Origin of the sequence: Sphingobacterium sp. Mn56C, from assembly GCF_049319645.1 — a bacterium.
Taxonomy (GTDB): Bacteria; Bacteroidota; Bacteroidia; order Sphingobacteriales; family Sphingobacteriaceae; genus Sphingobacterium.
In genome coordinates this window covers 864,018-882,903 of the sequence record NZ_JBMOUC010000001.1, presented here as the reverse complement: position 1 = coordinate 882,903, position 18,886 = coordinate 864,018, and the positions used below count along the sequence as shown (strand labels likewise).

The 18,886-nt window shown below is 45.3% G+C and carries 10 protein-coding genes; 3 read left to right on the top strand and 7 right to left on the bottom strand.

The features are described 5' to 3' along the window. Nucleotides 1-17: 17 nt before the first annotated feature. The gene (locus tag ACL9RF_RS03760; protein ID WP_422799257.1) at nt 18-2,789 is read right to left on the bottom strand and encodes a GH92 family glycosyl hydrolase; all 2,772 of its coding nucleotides are present in this window, start codon (nt 2,787-2,789) and stop codon (nt 18-20) included. Nucleotides 2,790-2,963: 174 nt separating this feature from the next. Beyond that, nucleotides 2,964-3,689, bottom strand: a complete 726-nt coding sequence (locus ACL9RF_RS03755) for a GntR family transcriptional regulator (RefSeq protein ID WP_422799256.1) — start codon at nt 3,687-3,689, stop codon at nt 2,964-2,966. Nucleotides 3,690-4,013: 324 nt separating this feature from the next. On the opposite strand from ACL9RF_RS03755, the gene ACL9RF_RS03750 reads away from it, so the two are divergent. Further along, nucleotides 4,014-4,367 (top strand): helix-turn-helix domain-containing protein, encoded by a 354-nt coding sequence (locus ACL9RF_RS03750; RefSeq protein ID WP_422799255.1) that lies wholly within the window; start codon nt 4,014-4,016, stop codon nt 4,365-4,367. Nucleotides 4,368-4,596: 229 nt separating this feature from the next. Here ACL9RF_RS03750 and ACL9RF_RS03745 read toward each other — a convergent pair whose 3' ends face one another. Genes ACL9RF_RS03745 through ACL9RF_RS03735 form a run of 3 tightly spaced genes read right to left on the bottom strand, consistent with a single transcriptional unit; the run spans nt 4,597 to nt 11,711 of the window. Next, entirely contained in the window at nt 4,597-7,140 is a 2,544-nt protein-coding gene (locus tag ACL9RF_RS03745) for a M14 family zinc carboxypeptidase (RefSeq protein WP_422799254.1), read from the bottom strand. A gap of 46 nt (nt 7,141-7,186) precedes the next feature. Further along, on the bottom strand, nt 7,187-8,560 hold the full coding sequence (locus ACL9RF_RS03740) for a RagB/SusD family nutrient uptake outer membrane protein (protein ID WP_422799253.1): 1,374 nt from the start codon (nt 8,558-8,560) through the stop codon (nt 7,187-7,189). A 13-nt stretch (nt 8,561-8,573) separates the two neighbouring features. Then, complete coding sequence (locus ACL9RF_RS03735; RefSeq protein ID WP_422799252.1) at nt 8,574-11,711, bottom strand: SusC/RagA family TonB-linked outer membrane protein; 3,138 nt, start codon at nt 11,709-11,711, stop codon at nt 8,574-8,576. A 570-nt stretch (nt 11,712-12,281) separates the two neighbouring features. Here ACL9RF_RS03735 and ACL9RF_RS03730 point away from each other — a divergent pair. Together ACL9RF_RS03730 and ACL9RF_RS03725 are read left to right on the top strand one after the other, a co-directional pair. Beyond that, on the top strand, nt 12,282-14,771 hold the full coding sequence (locus ACL9RF_RS03730; protein ID WP_422799251.1) for a TonB-dependent receptor domain-containing protein: 2,490 nt from the start codon (nt 12,282-12,284) through the stop codon (nt 14,769-14,771). Between the two features lie 3 nt (nt 14,772-14,774). Beyond that, a complete protein-coding gene (locus tag ACL9RF_RS03725; RefSeq protein WP_422799250.1) occupies nt 14,775-15,530 on the top strand; it encodes a hypothetical protein in 756 nt (251 codons plus the stop codon). A gap of 227 nt (nt 15,531-15,757) precedes the next feature. On the opposite strand, the gene ACL9RF_RS03720 is transcribed toward ACL9RF_RS03725, so the two are convergent. Both ACL9RF_RS03720 and ACL9RF_RS03715 read right to left on the bottom strand, forming a co-directional pair. Further along, complete coding sequence (locus tag ACL9RF_RS03720; RefSeq protein ID WP_422799249.1) at nt 15,758-16,225, bottom strand: hypothetical protein; 468 nt, start codon at nt 16,223-16,225, stop codon at nt 15,758-15,760. 543 nt (nt 16,226-16,768) lie between these two features. Then, nucleotides 16,769-18,811 (bottom strand): beta-L-arabinofuranosidase domain-containing protein, encoded by a 2,043-nt coding sequence (locus ACL9RF_RS03715; protein ID WP_422799248.1) that lies wholly within the window; start codon nt 18,809-18,811, stop codon nt 16,769-16,771. Nucleotides 18,812-18,886: the final 75 nt, after the last annotated feature.

Here is an 18,886-nt window from a genome sequence, read left to right as displayed (position 1 = left end):
GGCAGTGAGACTATAACCTATTTTAATCCCCATTTTTTATTTGGCTTATTCCCCAACCACAACTCCAACGTCCCTCCTTTCACCAGGTCCTCATGCAAAATCTGGAAGGAAGTGTACGTTTTTCCATTTAATACCGCCTTTTGGATGTAACAATTTTCAGCCGAGTTGCCATGTACCCTAATTTTAAATGCAGTACCTCCATAATAACTACGATTAAGGTTTATGGTTACCTCATCAAATACCGGCGCGGTGATATCATATCGTGGTATGGCCGATGAACCCCCATCAATGCTAAACAGGCCAATAGCCATTAACGCGCTTATCGCGCCCATCTGTCCCTGATCTTCATCGTGCCCACCGTAGCCCTTATCTGGTGTAATAGCCCCATATGCCTGCTCTTTGACCCTACGCACCCAGTATTGACTTAACCACGGTTTTCCTGCATGGGCAAAAACATGCGCATTGGAACAACCGGGTTGGTTTGCATAGGATACATACCCTTGGTTATAGCCATACACAAAATCCATTGCGGCCGATTTTTGAAAAGCCGAATCTAACATCCCCGTGAGCACGGCATTACCTCCCATTAATTTAGCAAGGGTAGGAATATCATGCGACAATCCAAAGGTAGCCTGCCAGCCATTCGCTTCCACAAAGCCGTAGCCATCTAAGGGGTTTTCATGCAGCCAAAGGCCGTCTTTCTTTTTCGGCATGATAAGGTTCAAACCTTTATGGAAAGATGAGGGCCATCCGCCTGCCCGTTTTGCGAAGTAGTCCTGATCAGCCGTTCGACCAAGTTTTCCTGCCATCTGTGCCAAAGCCCAGTCTTCAAAGGCCCACTGAATCGTAATTCCCGCATTTTCAGGGCAATAGCCATTTTGTGTATAAAAAGCCAACTGATCGTCCATATCTAAGGCAAGCATCCCCCCTTGCTCATGGTTGCGTTTCATGGCATCGAACGCCGCATTTACCTCCCATTTTTGGGTCAATTTTTTTTGAAAGGCACTGGTAATTAAGGAAGTTGCCGGACAACCGGTCATGATATACGAATAGCCACCCGCATTCGGACCACGTGGTAGCAGTCCGCCATTCGTATCGTATTGCAACAATGAAGCTGCAAAATCATCCAGAACTTCTGGATAAGCTAAACCCCACCAAGTATTTAAATTCCATTGCGTTAACCAAAAAGCATCCGAATTGTACATATGAAACAAAGACTTCCCGTTTTTATCCTTCGGAAGAGTTTGCACCGTAAGTTTAGCATTTTTAGTATGCGCCCCAACACGCGTACCCCCGCGGGTATAATCTGGATATTGTCCGTTAACATCATCCAGCTTATGCCGCCCTAAAATGGTATGCCATACATCGGTATAAAACTTTGTTTTCTGTGCCACCGTTCCGCCTTTAACGTCCACCCTGCCCAGCATGGCATTCCACTCTTGCTGACTTGCCGCACGTACAGCGTCGAAATCCCAGCCCGGGCACTCGGCCAGAAGGTTGGCCTTAGCATTCTCCATGCTTACATAAGAAATGGCCATTTTCACCTGTACCTGATCGCCGGCACGAACGTTCAATTTGGCTGCGATACCCGCAGTTGGGGCATCGCTGTAGCTCATCCCTGCATTCCGGGGAACCGAAAAATTAGGTCCCTGTAGTTCTTTAACATTAGGCAGGTAAGTTTTGTCAGACCAGCCATCTATAGCCTCGAGGTCTTTATCAATCTCCATAACGAAGAATATACGAACGCGGTCCGGACCGCCCCATAATCTGCCTTCAGTATCAAAATATCCCGATACCTCCCGCGCACCTGTAGGTTTCGCGTAAGCATTAACCATCGTGGTTGTCGATACATAACCGCCGAGGTTTAACAAAATATTCGCCTTAGTATCTTCGCTGTAGGTAAGCCTATAGATGCTGGTACGCTCGGTTGCTGTTTGTTCAACCATCGTACCATAGCGCTCCAAGAACATCCGGTGATAGCCTGGTTGCACCAGCTCACCATCGTGTGAGAAGGGCGATTTCCAATGCTCCTCCCCTTGTGTGGGGTCTACGACTCCTGTTGTCGGCATTAACGTTAGCCCAGACAGCATCCAGCCGTGCACCTGTGGAAAGCCCAGTACTTCCGTAGAATTATAATTATACCCACCGCCATACTGGTTTTTATTGCGCGTTAATGGTGCTGCACCAATCATTCCAAAGGGTTGATTTCCGGTAATAAAGAAAAAATAACGCCCCCGCGCAGATTCAATGTAGGGGTCAACCCACGAAATATAGTCTTTATAATCTTCTGGAGCAGGAAAAACTTCTATTTCTGAGAGCCCTAAATTAGGGCCATCACCGTCGGTTACCTCAAATCGAACCCACTCAACCTTACGCGACGGAAACTCGACTACGCGTGGGCTACCATCGTTGGGGATTTGAAATACGGGAACTGCACTGCCATCACTAAACCGTAGTATGCCGCTGGCCGTATGGGAATTTAAGGTCGGGCGATCGTATAGAATTATTTTGTTGATATGGGTAGGCTTCTGCCAATCTAACTGCAACCAAGGATAATCAATTTCTCCCCAGAATGTAACGGAGCTCGAAGAAGCCCACTCGCCAACACCGTTTATGCGCATGCGTTGGTCTATACTATTTTGCCCCTCATAACCGGGTTTCCAAACCGATGATACGGTAACTTTTGCTTGAGCTGCTATATTATAACTGCTGGCATATACAGCATTATATGAAAATATAAGTCCAGCTATGGATGCCCATGTAAGTGCTCGTGTATTTTTAAAAAACATAATAGATTTAGATTTAAAACTGAACATACTTAATATGTATGAACATTTTTATGAAGTCCAAAGATAGAATTAAAATCCATAGAATAGTGTAAAATAAACTATACAAAACAAATTTACGTTTCTATGGAATAAATCGTATCGAGTAGCGGTTGCATTAATTTTTCCCGCAGCAGCTTAACGGGTAAACGACACGGTATAGGTGTAGCTATCGCCCCGGTAGAAGCCGAGGTTATATTCAATCGGGAGATCATTTTCATCCAGCACCCAACGCTTTCGAACAAGCACAGGATCCCCTACTTCAATTTGTAAGCGGTCGGCCAACATTTTATCGGCCAGCATACTGGAAAGCTCCTCCCGGGAGGTTTTTAGTGTATACCCTTTTTGCCTTTCTATAATATCGTATAGTGGACCATCAAAATTATCACTTACGGTAAGACCTAAAATGGGGTTAAAATACGATTGAAAAAATACAAAAGGGAAATCGGTACTACCACGAACACGCTCTAAATAAAAAAGACGGTCGTTCACTGTGGTACCAAAAAACAGGGATACTTCGGCATTAACCTGTCTATGCCCCATACTTCGCTCAAAGTCTACAACGGTAATACCTTTGGATTTCATCTCTTGGGTAAAGGAAATCCAATTATTGGCCTTGCCCTGCAGTGGCCCTTTTGCGAGTAGGGTGCCATGTCCTTTTCTGCGGATAAGCAGTCCCTCCTGTACCAGCCGATTTATAGCTTGCCGTAGGGTATTGCGCGACATGCCAAGTTCTTTGGCCATGCCTACCTCATCGGGCAGTAGTTTGCCGTTTAGGTATTCTTCCTGCTGCATAAGTGCTCTCAAATGCCGCTCGGCACGCATATGTAGGGGTTCGGTAGCCGTTGCTTTCTTTTGCTCCATGGTTTATTGCTCTTGCATTGCAGCCAAAAATACAGCAATTATGGCGTAGAAGCAACCGCCTTTTGGCTATTCTTGGATAAATAATCTGCATGTCGATGCCGCTTACTGGCGTTGCTATCGTTGTGCTCCTGCATACTTATTTTTATTATTAGCATGGTCTGTTGTCCGGCTTCCTTATACTGAACGCCTCTTTTTGGCGTGTTTGTGCTGGGGCATTTTTTATCTAAAAATTTACACTACTAAATAGGTAGACTTAAGCGTTTTTATTATATTTGTTGTGGCTCTAGTGGCCAGACCATTATTAATTTAGAAAGCGTAAAAGAAATGATAGGATTAGGTGCTGCCAGCAAAATCAAATTATGCCGTAGAGAGAGAGGCCTTTCGCAATTGGATGTAGCCGAGGGTTTACATATTTCTTTAAAGGCTTACCAAAATATTGAAAACGGACTGACAAAAATTGATTTGGATCGTCTCGGACAAATTGCTCATATCTTAAAATTGGATATCACAGATTTTATTCCGGCTACCGCTACGGAGGATACGGTGGATGGGGTTCGTGTGCATCAGGAAAAGGAGCTTTACCAAAAAATTATTGCGGATAAGGAGGCTTATATATCGCACCTCGAGGAGAGCTTAAAGTTTTACCGGGAAATTATTAAGGAGCAGATTCATTTTTAGCTGGTTTAGGTTTAGGTTAGGTTTAGGTTTAGGTTACACTTAGGTTAAACCCTTATAGAATAGCTTTACTTGCTTCCGGATTGTATAAAAGAAATGGAGCCATCGTTTGGATGGGCTCCATTTTTTGTTTAGGCTTTCTTTTCTTTAATAGGGGCATGGATTTAAGTTGCTCACGGCTTAAACCCTATGCCCCGGCCTAAAATTTATATGTAGATTGGTTTGTTTTTACTTAAAAAAATCTGTTGCTGCCTCCTGTACCAAAGAAGATTGCATTTGTTAATAGGCGGCTTGTCGATAACCAGTACCCGCGGAAGGTTGGCGATTCGGCGAAGTAGACCACTGCTCCTCTACCCTTGTTGTTTTTACCGATGACGATATTATCTTTTACGGCATTTAATGCCGTAGAATCGGCATAGCCGTTCACTAGGATATTTTTCGTCTTCAGAATTGTTTGGTTGATGGTCTTCGGATCGATGCTGTTGTAGCTGCTACGAAGGGCGTAGGTATCTTTGTCGCTGATACCATAGGCGAGCGGACTTTTGGTGTCGAGTTCGGCCTTCACAATAATGCCGCTTAGGCGGGAGCTGGCGCCGCGGCTGAGTAGTGCTGCACGGGATGTTGCAGCTCCCTCCTCCTTGCTGTCATCGCCTTGTCGCGGTCCGCGCTGCTCGCCAAATAGGGTGCTATTTACCCAGGCGTTGGATCCTGAAATGCTTAATACGGTTCCTCCAGCATCAACCCATGCATTTAAGCGCTGTGCAAAATCGGCTGAGTATTGTGCTCCTGTAAGGATAATGCTGGTGTAGCTGCTTAAATCTACGCGATCTAAGGACTTACCGTCTAATTTAACCACGGGTAGGCCATAGGTTTCACTCAATAGGGCCCATACCTCACCGAATGTTGTCCAGCTGCCGCCAGAAATTAAGGCTACCTTAGGTTTTTTCAATACGCGGATATTGTTGCTGCCGAGGTCTACACCACTTAAGCTGAAACCTTCGTTTATGGCATAAATTTGAATTCCACTCTCCTGTGCTGTTTTTTGTATCACTTGATATAGGCTGCTGGCGTCCAGATCTTGGTAGGCCACGGGTATCACAATACTCCCTGCTGCAAAGGCTACATCGCCAGCGGTGGTTTTACTCTTAAAGGGTAGGCTGCTCACACGTGCGCTAACACCGGCTTCTTGCAGGGCGTATAGTGCTTTTGTTGCCAGGTAGTCGGAAACCTCAAAGACATAGGCTAATTTCGACTGATCGACAGCTAGCGTTGTTGTGGCAGGTAGGCTAACAACGCGTTCGCCTAATGTTTGCGGAACTTTGGACTTCACAAATGGAATGCCGTAGCCGTGTACGGTGCTCCATGCGGAGATATCATAAAATGTCGTTGTTTTATCGAATGCATTGGTTTCATTTTCTTCAAAAATAGACTGCAATACCCTAAACTGATGCTGCTTTAAGGGTACTACATACGCTGTACCCGGTTCGAAGCTTTTGTTGTCGATCGTTACTGCTTTTGGGAGTGTGTATACTTCAATTTGGTGACTTAAAAGGTGTTCTAAAAAGGCACGATTTAAGCCGATGTCTTTTTTGCTACCAAAAACTATGGTTTTATACGGTAGTTTATCCGCCTGCGTTAAGGCGCTTTCAAAAAACGAACGCTGTTCTTTTAAGAAGGTTTCTTTCTCGTCGGTTGCTGCACGTAAACCTGCAATACTGATCTCAAAATTATCGCGTAGATTTTTCGAGAAGGTACGTACACCGGCGTCGGTAAGTACGGCAACGCCCGAGGTGCCTCCTACTTCCAGCGTTATACCTGCCCCCCCCTGGTAGTCGGGATAGGTAGACCCATAGATTGGGGATAAGTTGGTGAAACTTTCTTTTGTAAAATACAAGGAACCGATGCGGTCAAGGGCTGCCGAGAAGTGTTTAGCCAGGATTGCAGTAAGCACTTCGTAGTTGCTTTGTGGCAAAATTTTATTCCAGCTGGTTAATGGCGATGGCTCGAAATAATAGGTGCTATTGCTACCCATCTCATGGAAGTCTAGGTATACGTTAGGGTACCATTTGTGGTAATATGCTACTCTATTTTTACTCTCTACCTGCGATAGTGGCAACCAATCCCGGTTTAGATCGTTCCAAAAGTGGTTACCCCGATGTGGGGTCCATCCGCCAGCATGGCCTAAATCTGCCGGATCTACTACGGTCGGGTTGGTATGAAATCCGTTAATATAGGTGGTAGCACGCTCGCGCCCATCGGGGTTTTGTGCGGGTTCGATCAGTACTACGGCGTCCGACAAACGTTTCACAATATCGGCATCCTCAGTAGCAACCAGGTAATAGGCGGCCAAAACCGATGCATCGGTTCCTGCAATTTCACCGCCATGTACGTTGTAAGCGAGTTCGACAATAACTTTCTGCTGGTTGTAGTTTATAGCCCCTTTTCCATGTACGAGTTTTAAGTGATCCTGACGGATATTTTCTAGATTACGCTGGTTGTCGGGTGTAGTTACAATAAGTTTAACCTGCTCCCGGTTTTCCCAGGAATGGCCGAACACCTCCAGCGAGGCACGATCGGACTTCTGTGCCAATAGTTTAAAATATTCCACAACTTTGTCGTAACGCACGAGTGAGGTTCCGATGCGGAAGCCGAAAAATGCTTCGGGCGTAGGGATATCGGGATTAAAACGGGCCGATTCGCCGAAGTAGTATTTGTCTTGTGCTTTCGTTAAGGTAGCAGCCAACAAAAACAGTAAAATCAATAGTTTATGTTTCATCGTGTAGGTAAATTTTTTTTATTTGTTGTGCACTAATTCTTACACTTTAGTAGCCTGGGTTGTTAATACCATTTAAATCCGGATCCGATAATACATCAGCCTGCGGAATAGGAAACAGCCAGAAATTACGGCTTACACCCAGCAGCTTTTCGGCCTGCTCGGTACGCACCAGGTCGTACCACCGGTCGGCTTCAAAAGGAAACTCCAAGCGTCTTTCCTCCCATATGGCCTGCAGTAGTGCTTCGGTATGGACCGCTGTCGTTGGGTACAGATCTGCCTCGGCACGCCCCCGTATACGATTTAGGTCGGCAATAGCGCCTGCAATATTCGGATTGCTCTTCCGTAAGCGTGCCTCAGCACGTATTAAATAGATATCGGCAATACGGATTACAAAGGCTGGATTTAGGTTCGGGCTTGCGGTATTGTAAATATTAACATACACATCCGCACCCCGTGTAGCCAGTAGGTTCTTGCGTGCCCCCCCTTTTTTAGGGTCGTTCAACAAGTTTACAATTTGGTTGGTCGGGCGAAATTCGTAAGAGCCGCGTGGTGTTCCCGACGCTGGAAACCAAATGGTGCCGCTCATACCTGGATTGTTTGTAGTGGCCGATAACTCGAAAATAGATTCCGACGATAGAAACGGAAGGGTGAAAAATTGGGCGTAGTTTTCTACCAAGCTGTATTTCGGTAGCTGTATAACCGCATCGGCTTCTTTCTCGGCAAGATCAAACTGCTTGGTATATAAGTACAGCTTGGCACGTATTGCTTTAACCGTGGCCCGCTGCACTCTGTTGCGAGTTACAGCATCGTCGGCCGGCAGCAGTGCCTCGGCCTTATCCAAATCGGCAAGCACCTGCTTGTAGCTATCCTCCACCGACGATCTTTTTATTGCTCCTAAGGTGGTTAAATCCTTGGTAGGGTTCAGTTGCAACTGAACGCCGCCCCAGCTGCGCACCAAATTAAAATACGCTATAGCCCTAAAAAAATAAGCCTCCCCAACCAGTTTATCCTGTTCCCCACTTAAAAAAGTAGCATCCTGCACTTTCGGAATTTCTGCTATCGCCCAGTTGGCTACATTTATTAAGGCATAATTTTCACTGTATGCGCTAACAATTGCCGAATTCGTTACGGTAAAAGCACGGTTGTCCAATTCAATATTCTGACTCTGACTACCTGCGAAGAACACATTATCGCCCGGTAAAACGGCCAGGTTAATGGCCGAACCCAAATTGTAGTTTTTAAACCTGGAATAGGCCGAATTTACAAGTGCCTTAGCCGTTTTAGCATCGTAGATGGCATTTTCTGCCAGCAAGGCATTCGTAGGTTTAAGGTCTAAGAACTTTTCACAAGATTGCAGCCCTGCCGACAACGATACCGTGAACAGCAGCCCCCATTGTAGTTTATTAAAACGTTTTTTCATTGTCAAGGAATCTTTAGAGAGAAATATTGATAATCAATTCATAAGTCCGCGGCTGTGGCACTGTAGCCCAGTCGTAACCCGCTGTATTTTGGTCGGTACTCTGCGCACTTACCTCCGGATCCAAGCCGCCATATTTCGTCCAGGTAAACAAGTTGGTCGCCGAGAATGTAGCCTTTAACTTCTGCACCTTTAATTTTTGTGCAAACTGCTTAGGCAAGGTATAGCCAACAGCAACATTACGCAAACGTAGAAACGAACCATCCTCCAGGTAACGGCTACTTAAATTGGCCACCTGCCCGGTATAGTTATTTGCGGGCGAATTATTCTGACTCGGGTTCAAGGTATACTTTGTCATTTTCGGGATATCGGTAATATCACCCGGTTTCTGCCAACGGTTTAGCTGGCGCGGATCGAAACCGATACCATTCTGTGTACCGCCATGCACCAAGAAGAAATCGTGCATATTTAAGATTTTGTTACCCTGCGTAAAATATAGGAATGTCGATAAGTCCCAGCTTTTATACCGGAAGGTATTCGTTAAGCCGCCAACAAAGTTAGGCTGTGCGCTACCCAATATCTGCCGATCGGCATACGAAATAATGCCGTTGCCATCTACATCCTCATATACCGCATTACCCGTTTGCGGATCTACATACAACTGTTTGTATAAAAAGAAAGAATTTATAGGGTGCCCCTGCCGCAGAATCGAGGTTCCACGGTTGGTAGCCCCCATGGTTTGCTCTTGCGGAATGCGTTCAATTTTATTGCGGTTTCCCGAAATATTAAAAGACGTCTGCCAGGTAAAATTATCCTTACTAATATTGGTCGACTCGATGGTTAGCTCCAAGCCTCGGTTACTTATTTCCGAGTAATTACGGATGGCCGATGTATAACCACTCCGGGAAGGTACAAACACAGACTGCAAACCTTTTGTGGTATACTTATGGTACCAATCTAAGGTAACATTAAGGCGACTATCCCATAGACCTACATCCACCCCCAGGTTGGTCTGCCGCGTACTCTCCCAGGTCAAATCGGGGTTCGCTAAACGCCCTGGAGCAAGCGCAGGCTGGTCCAAATACGATTGTGCACTGGTCGACCATATCGCCAAAGCATCGTAATCGCCAATTCCATTTTGGTTGCCCGATATACCATAAGTAGCCCTAAATTTAAGGCCATTTACGGTAGTATTATTTTTCAGAAACTGCTCATTTCCCACATTCCATACAAAACCAGCTGCCGGAAAATAACCCCAACGCACATTTTTACCGAAACGCGAAGAACCATCGGCACGGAAACTAAATTCCAAATTGTAGCGGCTATCATAACCATAACCCACATTACCAAAAAAAGAAACTAAGCGGTTTTCATTCCGGGAAGAGCCACCACTTGTAGTACCCCCATTCGATACCTCCTTAAGGACATCGAAGATATAGTTGCTACCGCTCGCCGAAACACTCTGCGACTGTTGCACATTTACCGTATTTCCAAGTAATACATTGACATCATGCTTTCCATCCCATGTATTTACATAGGTCAGTAACTGCTCGGCCGTATAGACCTGTATCGTACGGTTTGAAACCGATGCCGATGCACCATTGGTAAGCGAAAAATCCGAAAAACTTCGCGATCCATTGCTGGTGTAGTCAAAACTTCCCGATGTACGGTACTTCAGCTTCGGTAAAATACTATACTCCCCGAAAATATTTACGGTATTACGCCAGGTCGTATAATCATTATCCAAATGCTCGATTAGGCGCAGGTGGTTATTAAAGGTAGCATGATTCAAGTAATTGCCTTGATTATCGTATACCGGCAGGAAAGAGCGCGGAAAAATTGCGGAGTTTATTATCCCTCCGGGGTCATTATCGTTATTACGAACATTTGAACGCCCTACACGTGCAACGTTATAACTCGTACCGATTTTAAGCTTATCCGTTACATTATTATCGTAGTTTACCCTACCCGAGAACCGCTGAAACTGGTTGGGTTTAACAATAGACTCCTGGCCGTCGTAACTCAACGCTATATAATGGTTGCTGTTTTGCGTACCACCAGAAAGCGATAGCTGGTAACTGGAGGAGTATGCCGTCTGAAAGATATCGTTTATACGGTCATATGTCGGTAAATTGGCGATATTATTGCGGCTGAAATCGGGGTTTCCGGCAGCATTTTTAAATGGAAATACCAGATCCCAGTTGGTTGGTTTTTCCCGTAGCAGGTAGGTCTCCAGCGACTCTTTATTTTCCAGCGCCGTATTATTCCAAGATTCAAAAAGCAACTGTCCTGTTTCAGGCCCGCTAGTCGCTTTAAACTTCTTCGCCGCATCTGCCCAACCTTGTTTTGTACTGAAGCCAATGCGACTTGCCGTATTACGCTGTCCGCGTTTGGTACGTATTAATACCACCCCATTGGCACCTTGAGAACCATAAATAGCCGTTGCATTGGCATCCTTTAACAGGGTAACACTCTCAATATCTGCCGGGTTAATATCCGCCAACGGATTCGACAGCAGGTTACCGCCACCGCCTGTAACGGGCAGGTTGGTATTGATAAAAACACCATCTACGACATACAACGGAGCCACACTACCGCTGATGGAGTTGTTGCCGCGGATAACGAAACTAACGCCACCACCAGGTGTACCGGAGGTCGACGTAATCTGCACCCCTGCTGCACGGCCCTGCAAAAGTTTAATAGGATCCTGGTCGGCCTGGTTGCTCGTATTTTCCGAGAAATTTACCGTCGTAATCGAGCCACTTACCGCTTTACGCTGCTGCGTGGTATACCCCGTAATGACGACCTCGTCCAGGAAGCTATTTTCGCCCTGCAGATCAATCAGCAGGGGTTGATTTTTATCCTTCACCGTAATCGTCAACGGCTGATACCCTACGCTGCTAATCAATAAGGTAACCGGCAGCTTCGCTACATCCAAGGAAAACGTTCCTTGTTTTGTAGAATGGGCAATATTTTTTGTATTGTTGATGTCTTTAATAGAAACACCATGAACAAGGTCACCCTTTTGTGCATCGCGTATGCTTCCTTGGATTTTCTCCTGGGCAAAGGCCACATTTCCGATTAATCCAGTAGTCAGCAACAGCAAGGCTAATTTAGAGTAACGTCTCTTTTTTTCTCTATCTTTATCTTCCATCAGATTCAATTATAGGTATACATGCTATTTAATGATACTACAGCGTATGTACAGCTAAAACATAGCGCTGCCCGTCCCCTTTTTGGGGCCTAAAAATTTTAATGAACATTTTGTTTTAGGGAAATTACTGACCGATGCTATACATCATGGCCATAAACATGGAGCCGGATGGAAAGTTAAGCTGGATGGGAAACCTATCGACAGACCGACAAGCTAGGTGGGGATTTTTTTTCTGGTAAATTACGTTTTTCATATGTTGTTAATTGTTAGTATTATGCTTTGTTTTCACTGTTTTAATCTACCATTTTAGTAGACTTTATTTTTACAAGTCCAAAGGTAATAGCTATCACACAAAGTTTAAACGCATAATTTATGCCTATAGACGTAGTTTTTATGCCTAAAAAGTTAAAATGCCAACTTTCCCCACGCTAATCCATTTTATAAGCGGTACAAGCACATGCTATTGCTAAAACAATACAGCCTATGAAAAAGCTAAAATTAGATTAATTTCAAATAGTATTTAGAATTAGTTCAAATAAGGATATATTTGCGCATTATTTATTATTACAGATGAAAAACATCCTCTTACCCATCTGTCTTTTCTTTACTATAGGTGTACAAGCAACTTTTGCGCAGTACCATATCCGAGGGAAAGTTACAGATAGCCAAAGCACTGCTATCCAAGCAGCCACGATCAAGCTTATAGGGCAACACAAAACAGCACAATCCGACCAAAACGGATTTTTTACATTTACAGATTTAAAGCCTGGAAAATACCAGCTGGAGCTGGCTTATTTAGGTTACCAGCCCCACCGTAAAGAAATACAGATCAAAGATGCAGACGTACAACTGAGCCTGCAACTGGAACCCGACAGCAGAGAACTGCAGACCGTAGAGATTATGGGGCGCACGGAGAAGAGCTATAAAAATTCGGTAAGTTATGCGGGCACTAAGGTTGCAGCCGAAATTAAGGACGTTCCGCAGTCGATACAGTACGTTACCAAAGAGTTAATGGCAGACCAAGGGGCAGTACGTATGACCGATATTGTCAAAAATGTTAGCGGTGTAAACCAGTATACCTTTTACGATGATGTCAGCATCCGAGGTTTCCGTAATCAAGGTGGCGTAGGCAGCAACAGCTCGAACCAGCTTTTTAATGGTTTACGCACATTCAATGGTTTCTGGCGTCAGAACCTACTGAACTATTTGGAACGTGTCGAGATTATCAAAGGCCCTGCGGCCGCCTTGTTCGGTAATGTAAATCCGGGAGGAACCATAAATAAGGTTACAAAAAAACCTTTAGATACGGCGAGAAGATCAATAAACCTGCAAATGGGCAATTACAATACCCTGCGCACAAACCTTGATTTTACAGGTCCGGCCAACAGTTCGAAAACGGTATTGTACCGGTTAAACCTGGGCTACGAAAATGCAAATTCCTTCCGCGATCTTATGTTCGACAAAAACATCGTTATCGCTCCCTCCCTATCGTATGTACCATCTTCCAATACACGCATTAATTTTGACGCGGTATATAACAAATCGAACAGCCGCCTAGATCGTGGACAATCTATCTTCGGTTCGAACGATTTGCATTCTACACCGATATCCTTAAATGTGGCTGATATTAACGATTTCCTGAACGAGGAAACGTATTTAATAACCACCTCATTAACGCATCGCTTTTCCGACAAACTTACGCTGAATGCTTCGTATTTAAGAACCGGCTATAGGCAGGATCTTTTTGAACATAGAAGCACGTCCTTTGCGGTGGATAAACAAGGGAAAAATATCGAAAATTTGGCTTTACGAAGAGCCAGCCAAAGACACAACGAGCAGTTTAGTGATAGCTTTACGGCTTACCTTAGCAGCAACTTACATACGGGTAAGGTCGAACACCGCCTGGTATTGGGTTACGATTACAATGCCAGCACCATTCCGGTGGGATCTTCACAGATGGATGCTGCGGGTTATCGTTTAAAGGATGGCACTATTGCCAGTAAGTATGTGGCCAAAGACTCGGCTAAGTATGTTTTCTATAACTACAAGGGGAAAATGATCCCTATGCCAAATGTACCTTCTTTTGACCTTTCGAAAAATGAACACTCCCTTTTATCTGTGGATGGCTATGTGTATGCCGCCAACAATACCGATGTTGTGGTGCCCTTCCGCTCGGAACAGCACAGTGTTTATGTGCAGGATTACCTCAGCTATAAAAGGTTAAAGTTGCTGTTGGGGTTGCGTTGGGATAGTTATATTTCTCATCTCAACTACAGCACCCCACAGCTGGAGAAAGTTCGTCAGCATGCCTTTCAGCCTCGTATTGGTGCTACTTACGCCATTTTGGATAATATCAATGCCTATGCGACGTATACAACTGGCTATAATCCGCAGGATGCACGTAGCCAAAATCCAAACGCTGGAGGCCCTTTCGACCCGATGACCAGCTATTTGCTAGAGGCTGGTTTAAAAACAGAGTGGTTCGGGCGCCGCTTAAGTGCTACCGTTTCGGTGTACGATATTCAGCAGCGTAATGTGCTGTACAATGCCTTAGACCCCGATAACCCCGATCTGCTTGTGCAAATCGGTAAAGATAAATCCCGCGGTATCGAATTGGATGTGGTGGGTTATATTGCTCCGGGTTTAAATGTGCTGGCGACTTATGCGTATAACCATGCGCGCCTTGATGGGGCGAATGCTGGTGCCGATACCACGTACAACAACCAGCAGAAACCTAATGCACCAAAAAACCAGGGTAGCGTTTGGGCCAAATATGTGGTGCAGCAAGGGGCATTAAAAGGTTTTGGTATTGGCTCGGGGGTGCATGTCGTTGGCAATAGAACCTTTGGCTTCCAAGGTCAAAAGAATATCGTTCCGAGTCACGGACCGGGTTATACCTTGGTTAGTGCTGCTGCTTATTATACGATTAATGCTATACAGCTGCAGTTTAATGTAAACAATCTTACAAACCGCACGCATTGGGTCGGTGGTTACGATAGTTCGCGCCTATATCCAGGGTCGCCGCGAACATGGTTATTTTCTACAACTTATACTTTTTAATTTATGAACAAATTAGTCGTTACGCTGCTGACAGCCCTATTTTTTATGAGCCTGCTTATTGGGGCACAAGATGTACAAGCACAGCAGAAGGGTAAAGATGCTAAAGAAGGGAAAGCGGTTCAACCGATGAAAGCGCAGGAACGCCGCCTTAAGGTAGCCTATATTACGCGGCTTCAACATCGCGACCGAGAGATTGATGATAGGGTGAAAAATCACCTCGACTCCATGGGTTTTGAGGTTACGTTAATCGACCAGACTGAACCTGCAGCACGTGCAAACGGGGCAGATTTATTGGTTATTTCGTCGACCGTTACTTCGCAGGATTTAGAGCATAAATATACCCATATTGGTATTCCTTTGTTAACTTGGGAAAATGATCTTCTGGACGATTTGCGTTTTACGGGTCGCCATAAGGGCGTTGATTTTGGGGAAGTAGATGGCGAGCATTATATATGGATTGTTAATGCTCCGCATCCTTTAGCGGCGGGTTTGCCGGCTGGTATAAATTCGGTGTACCGTAAAGATCAGCCTATGGGCTGGGGAAAACCGGGTTTAGGGGCTGCGATTATCGCTACTATGCCGGGACAACCTGAGAAGGCTATTATTTTTGGCTACGAAAAGGGGGCTACGATGGATTATGATTTTATTGCTCCTGCACGCCGGGTGATGTTATTTTTAGACAACCGTACCTTCCCTGACTTAAAACCGAATGGGAAAAAGCTATTCGATGCGGCCATTAATTGGGCCGTTGGCAGATAGTGTAATTATCGTATATATACTATTTAGTAATAATCTCAGCGCCCCAGGCCTTCCTACTTTCTACAGGACGGCCTGGGGCGCTGAGTTTTTTTATATTTTTTTGTACGATAAGCCTTACGTTCTTAAAGTTTTTCGGGGGTTACCTAAGCCCAAAACTTAGCACTGACCAGATGCCCTTGAATTTGTTTCCCGGTGATCTTTACCTTTTTCATCGTTAAAAAGGTATTTTATCCGCCTAATACCGCACATATGCTGCCTGGCCTATGTATTTGCCCGGAATCAAGGATTTCGATTATTCCTACTTCCGGTGGCGTATTGCCAGGCATCTTACCCATCACTTGCAGCGTAGACTGCTGGAGTAATACTTCAGTACCCTGCACTTTATAATTGCCCACGTCCTTCCATTCGCCTAAAACAGCTATCAGCTGAAAACTATCATCAAAGGTGAAATTAGCAATGCTATGCTCGGCAACGGTGGCGGTACGCTTACCCTGCGTGGTGGGCACATCAAGCAAGACCTGAAGTTCGCCCAGGTGGGTATCCATTTTTATTTTAGCGCCATGCACCACCACAAGCCGGTTGTCCTGTGCCTGTTCCTCTTCTTCGCGCTCTTTCTGCACGGCTTCCATTTCGCGCCACTCCTGCTTTGCTTGGATCAGCGCATCAAACTCCTGATTTCTTTCGCTACTATCCATACCGGCGGGCATGATACCTGGCCTGCCCATAGCAGCTGGTATATTTTTTAATGTTCTCATAAACCGATGTTTTAAGCTGTCGTTTGTGTCTCTACTAAAACAATAAATTTTAATCCTCCTATAGTCACGAACCCTATTGGAAAAGGTGTTTCCAGGCTCTGTTAAAAAGGCCATTGACCACAGGTTCTCCTTAGAATTCATTTGTCCAAAAGTATATAAATAATAGCTGCATAAGCCCAGGCCGAAGAGCGTATTCCTGAAAAACACTCCGCTTTACATCACGTCCTTTTTATTGAAACGTTTTATGTATAGGCTATTGAAATCTAAAAAAATATAAAATGTAACAAGAAGAAACACTTTAGGCGTTAAGAGGACTACAACCAGGCCATAAATAACAGCCAGCAATTCCTATGGTGGAAAAATACCAGCGTCGAGGAGAATATGGTGCAGCCTGCCCTGCCGCCGCAGGACCGTATGCCTATAAAGGCAAAAAGGCTGCTCCTAAGAACAGCCCCATAACCAAAACCACCTTACTAATACAATCTATTTTGTCGTTGGGAATGCGGCGATACGCAGACGTGCAGCCCCCATCGGTATAAGTTCAATTTCTTGCGTAGGCTCGGTACTCCATAGCGGACTAAGGGGGAGTACCCCGGTTAAACCATGCGCATCGATCTTCCAGTCTGGAAGTTTTTTACCTTTGGTCTTTATACTAATTGGCACAGCATTGGCATCAAAGGGGAAATCATCTTTAGGCCATGCCCGCTTTACAACCTCCCAATCGGCTACATTTGCCAGCTCCTGCTCGAGCAAGGCATAGTTCCAATCCGATGCTGGCAAGATTTCATACGAAGGCCACTTTGTCGGATCGGCAGTTTCCTGCCACTGGGAGTCGCCAATGGCGGAGGTTTTACTATCTTTTTGGATATAATTTTCCTTGATTTTTAAGGCATAGGTCAAGGGCCCCCGCATTACAGTAACCGCATTTTTATTGGCTGTCCAGCGCTGTGTTTTAATGGCCATCGGCATACGGAGCAGCACGGTATCCCCATTCTTCCAGGTACGTTCGATACGCAGGTATTTCCCTTTTACGCTGGACGACACCTCTTTACCATTTACCAGTACCTGATACGCGTCTGCCCATGCCGGAATACGCAGGTACAAGGGAAAGTTAACGGCCTCAGCCGCATGAACAGCAATGACAATGGACTCATCGAACGGATAATTAGTCTCCTGTACCAGCTTTACTTTCTTTTTATCAGCCACCCAAATCTCGGCTTCCGAAGCGGCATACAATACCGCCGCTACGCCGGCGTCGTTGGTTGCCATATAGAGGTGTTCGGCATAATATGGCCAGCCCTGACTATGGTTATGCTGGCAACAGCGCGAGCTAAAAGGGTTCATCATTAAAAATGGACCGCTATTATCGATTCCAGGATGATGGTTATGGCTGTCGCTGATGGACATATTCGGACTGGTTATATAACGTAAAGCCTTAAAATCTGCGGTAACCGCTGCCGGATAGGTATTAAAAGCCACATCCTCCGCATGATCGGCCCAGAAAGTATCGCCCGTAATGCCCAGCAATATTTCGTTCGATGCCAGCTGCTCCACCATTCCACAGGTTTCCACACCTTGGCGTGGGTCGGTAAAACCCGGGCGCGCATTTTCATCCGCGCCAAACATACCACCGGGCACCTGTCCAAACTGATGGCGTATGGTATGGAAGTTAGCATAGGTAGCATTTAAATCCTTAGGGGCATGGCTCTGCAGGTAATAGGTCGCCGGCTCCCTAAACCCCTGAACGACATTTACATTATGCCAATTTGGTAAATCATTCGTTAACATCCAATTTGCGGTATTTTTATGAATCTTCGTCGCCAGTTCCAACAACCATTCGTTGCCTTCGGTGCGGTTATACAACCAGTATACCGATAAAAGGTTATCCCCACCGCGGCTATTTTCCCAATAATCTTTGAGAAAAAAGCTATCCGGAAGATTCAGCTGCCACTTAAAGTAATTGGTCATCAGGGTTAGCACCCGTGTGTCGCCACTATACTCGTAATACGACTGTAGGCACCACAACATAATCATATTACCCCAGAGGTCGGGTTTATTATGGCGCAATATTAAAGGGCCAAAATAACCATCCGGACGCTGACTTTTTAGGGCGCCCTCCAACCATATTTTAGCTTCGGCAAGGATGGCAGGATCCTTCAATATATAGCCCAAATGCGCATAACCCTTTAACCAATACGGCACCTCTTCCCAACCAAAATCCCCTTTTCCATCCGGGCTCAACCAAGCATTATTTTTTTTGGACAACCAGGCAGATATCTCCCCCAGCTGCCCGGTAAGGCCGTTCCGCTGAAGCTCCAAATACCTACCGAGCCATCCTTTTGGTACAATACTTCCTACAGGCAGCTTCATCAACGCATTAGCCTTTAGCGGCAACCTATTGTTTATATAGTTACCATTATCCGCCTTGAGGGGCAAATTGTTTACCACAGAAACCTGCGTATCCTGCGCCTTAGCCAGCAGAGCCAGGCTTATAAAGAGTACAAAAGCGTTTATTTTCTTGATCATATATTGCTGCTATAATATCGTAAAAGCGTCAACGCTATACGATTGTCGATACGCCAAAAATACAGCTACTGTAGC

Coding starts and splice junctions, on each gene's coding strand:
- ACL9RF_RS03760 (WP_422799257.1), bottom strand. CDS start 2,789: ATGTTTTTTAAAAATACACGAGCACTTACATGGGCATCCATAGCTGGA.
- ACL9RF_RS03755 (WP_422799256.1), bottom strand. CDS start 3,689: ATGGAGCAAAAGAAAGCAACGGCTACCGAACCCCTACATATGCGTGCC.
- ACL9RF_RS03750 (WP_422799255.1), top strand. CDS start 4,014: ATGATAGGATTAGGTGCTGCCAGCAAAATCAAATTATGCCGTAGAGAG.
- ACL9RF_RS03745 (WP_422799254.1), bottom strand. CDS start 7,140: ATGAAACATAAACTATTGATTTTACTGTTTTTGTTGGCTGCTACCTTA.
- ACL9RF_RS03740 (WP_422799253.1), bottom strand. CDS start 8,560: ATGAAAAAACGTTTTAATAAACTACAATGGGGGCTGCTGTTCACGGTA.
- ACL9RF_RS03735 (WP_422799252.1), bottom strand. CDS start 11,711: ATGGAAGATAAAGATAGAGAAAAAAAGAGACGTTACTCTAAATTAGCC.
- ACL9RF_RS03730 (WP_422799251.1), top strand. CDS start 12,282: ATGAAAAACATCCTCTTACCCATCTGTCTTTTCTTTACTATAGGTGTA.
- ACL9RF_RS03725 (WP_422799250.1), top strand. CDS start 14,775: ATGAACAAATTAGTCGTTACGCTGCTGACAGCCCTATTTTTTATGAGC.
- ACL9RF_RS03720 (WP_422799249.1), bottom strand. CDS start 16,225: ATGGATAGTAGCGAAAGAAATCAGGAGTTTGATGCGCTGATCCAAGCA.
- ACL9RF_RS03715 (WP_422799248.1), bottom strand. CDS start 18,811: ATGATCAAGAAAATAAACGCTTTTGTACTCTTTATAAGCCTGGCTCTG.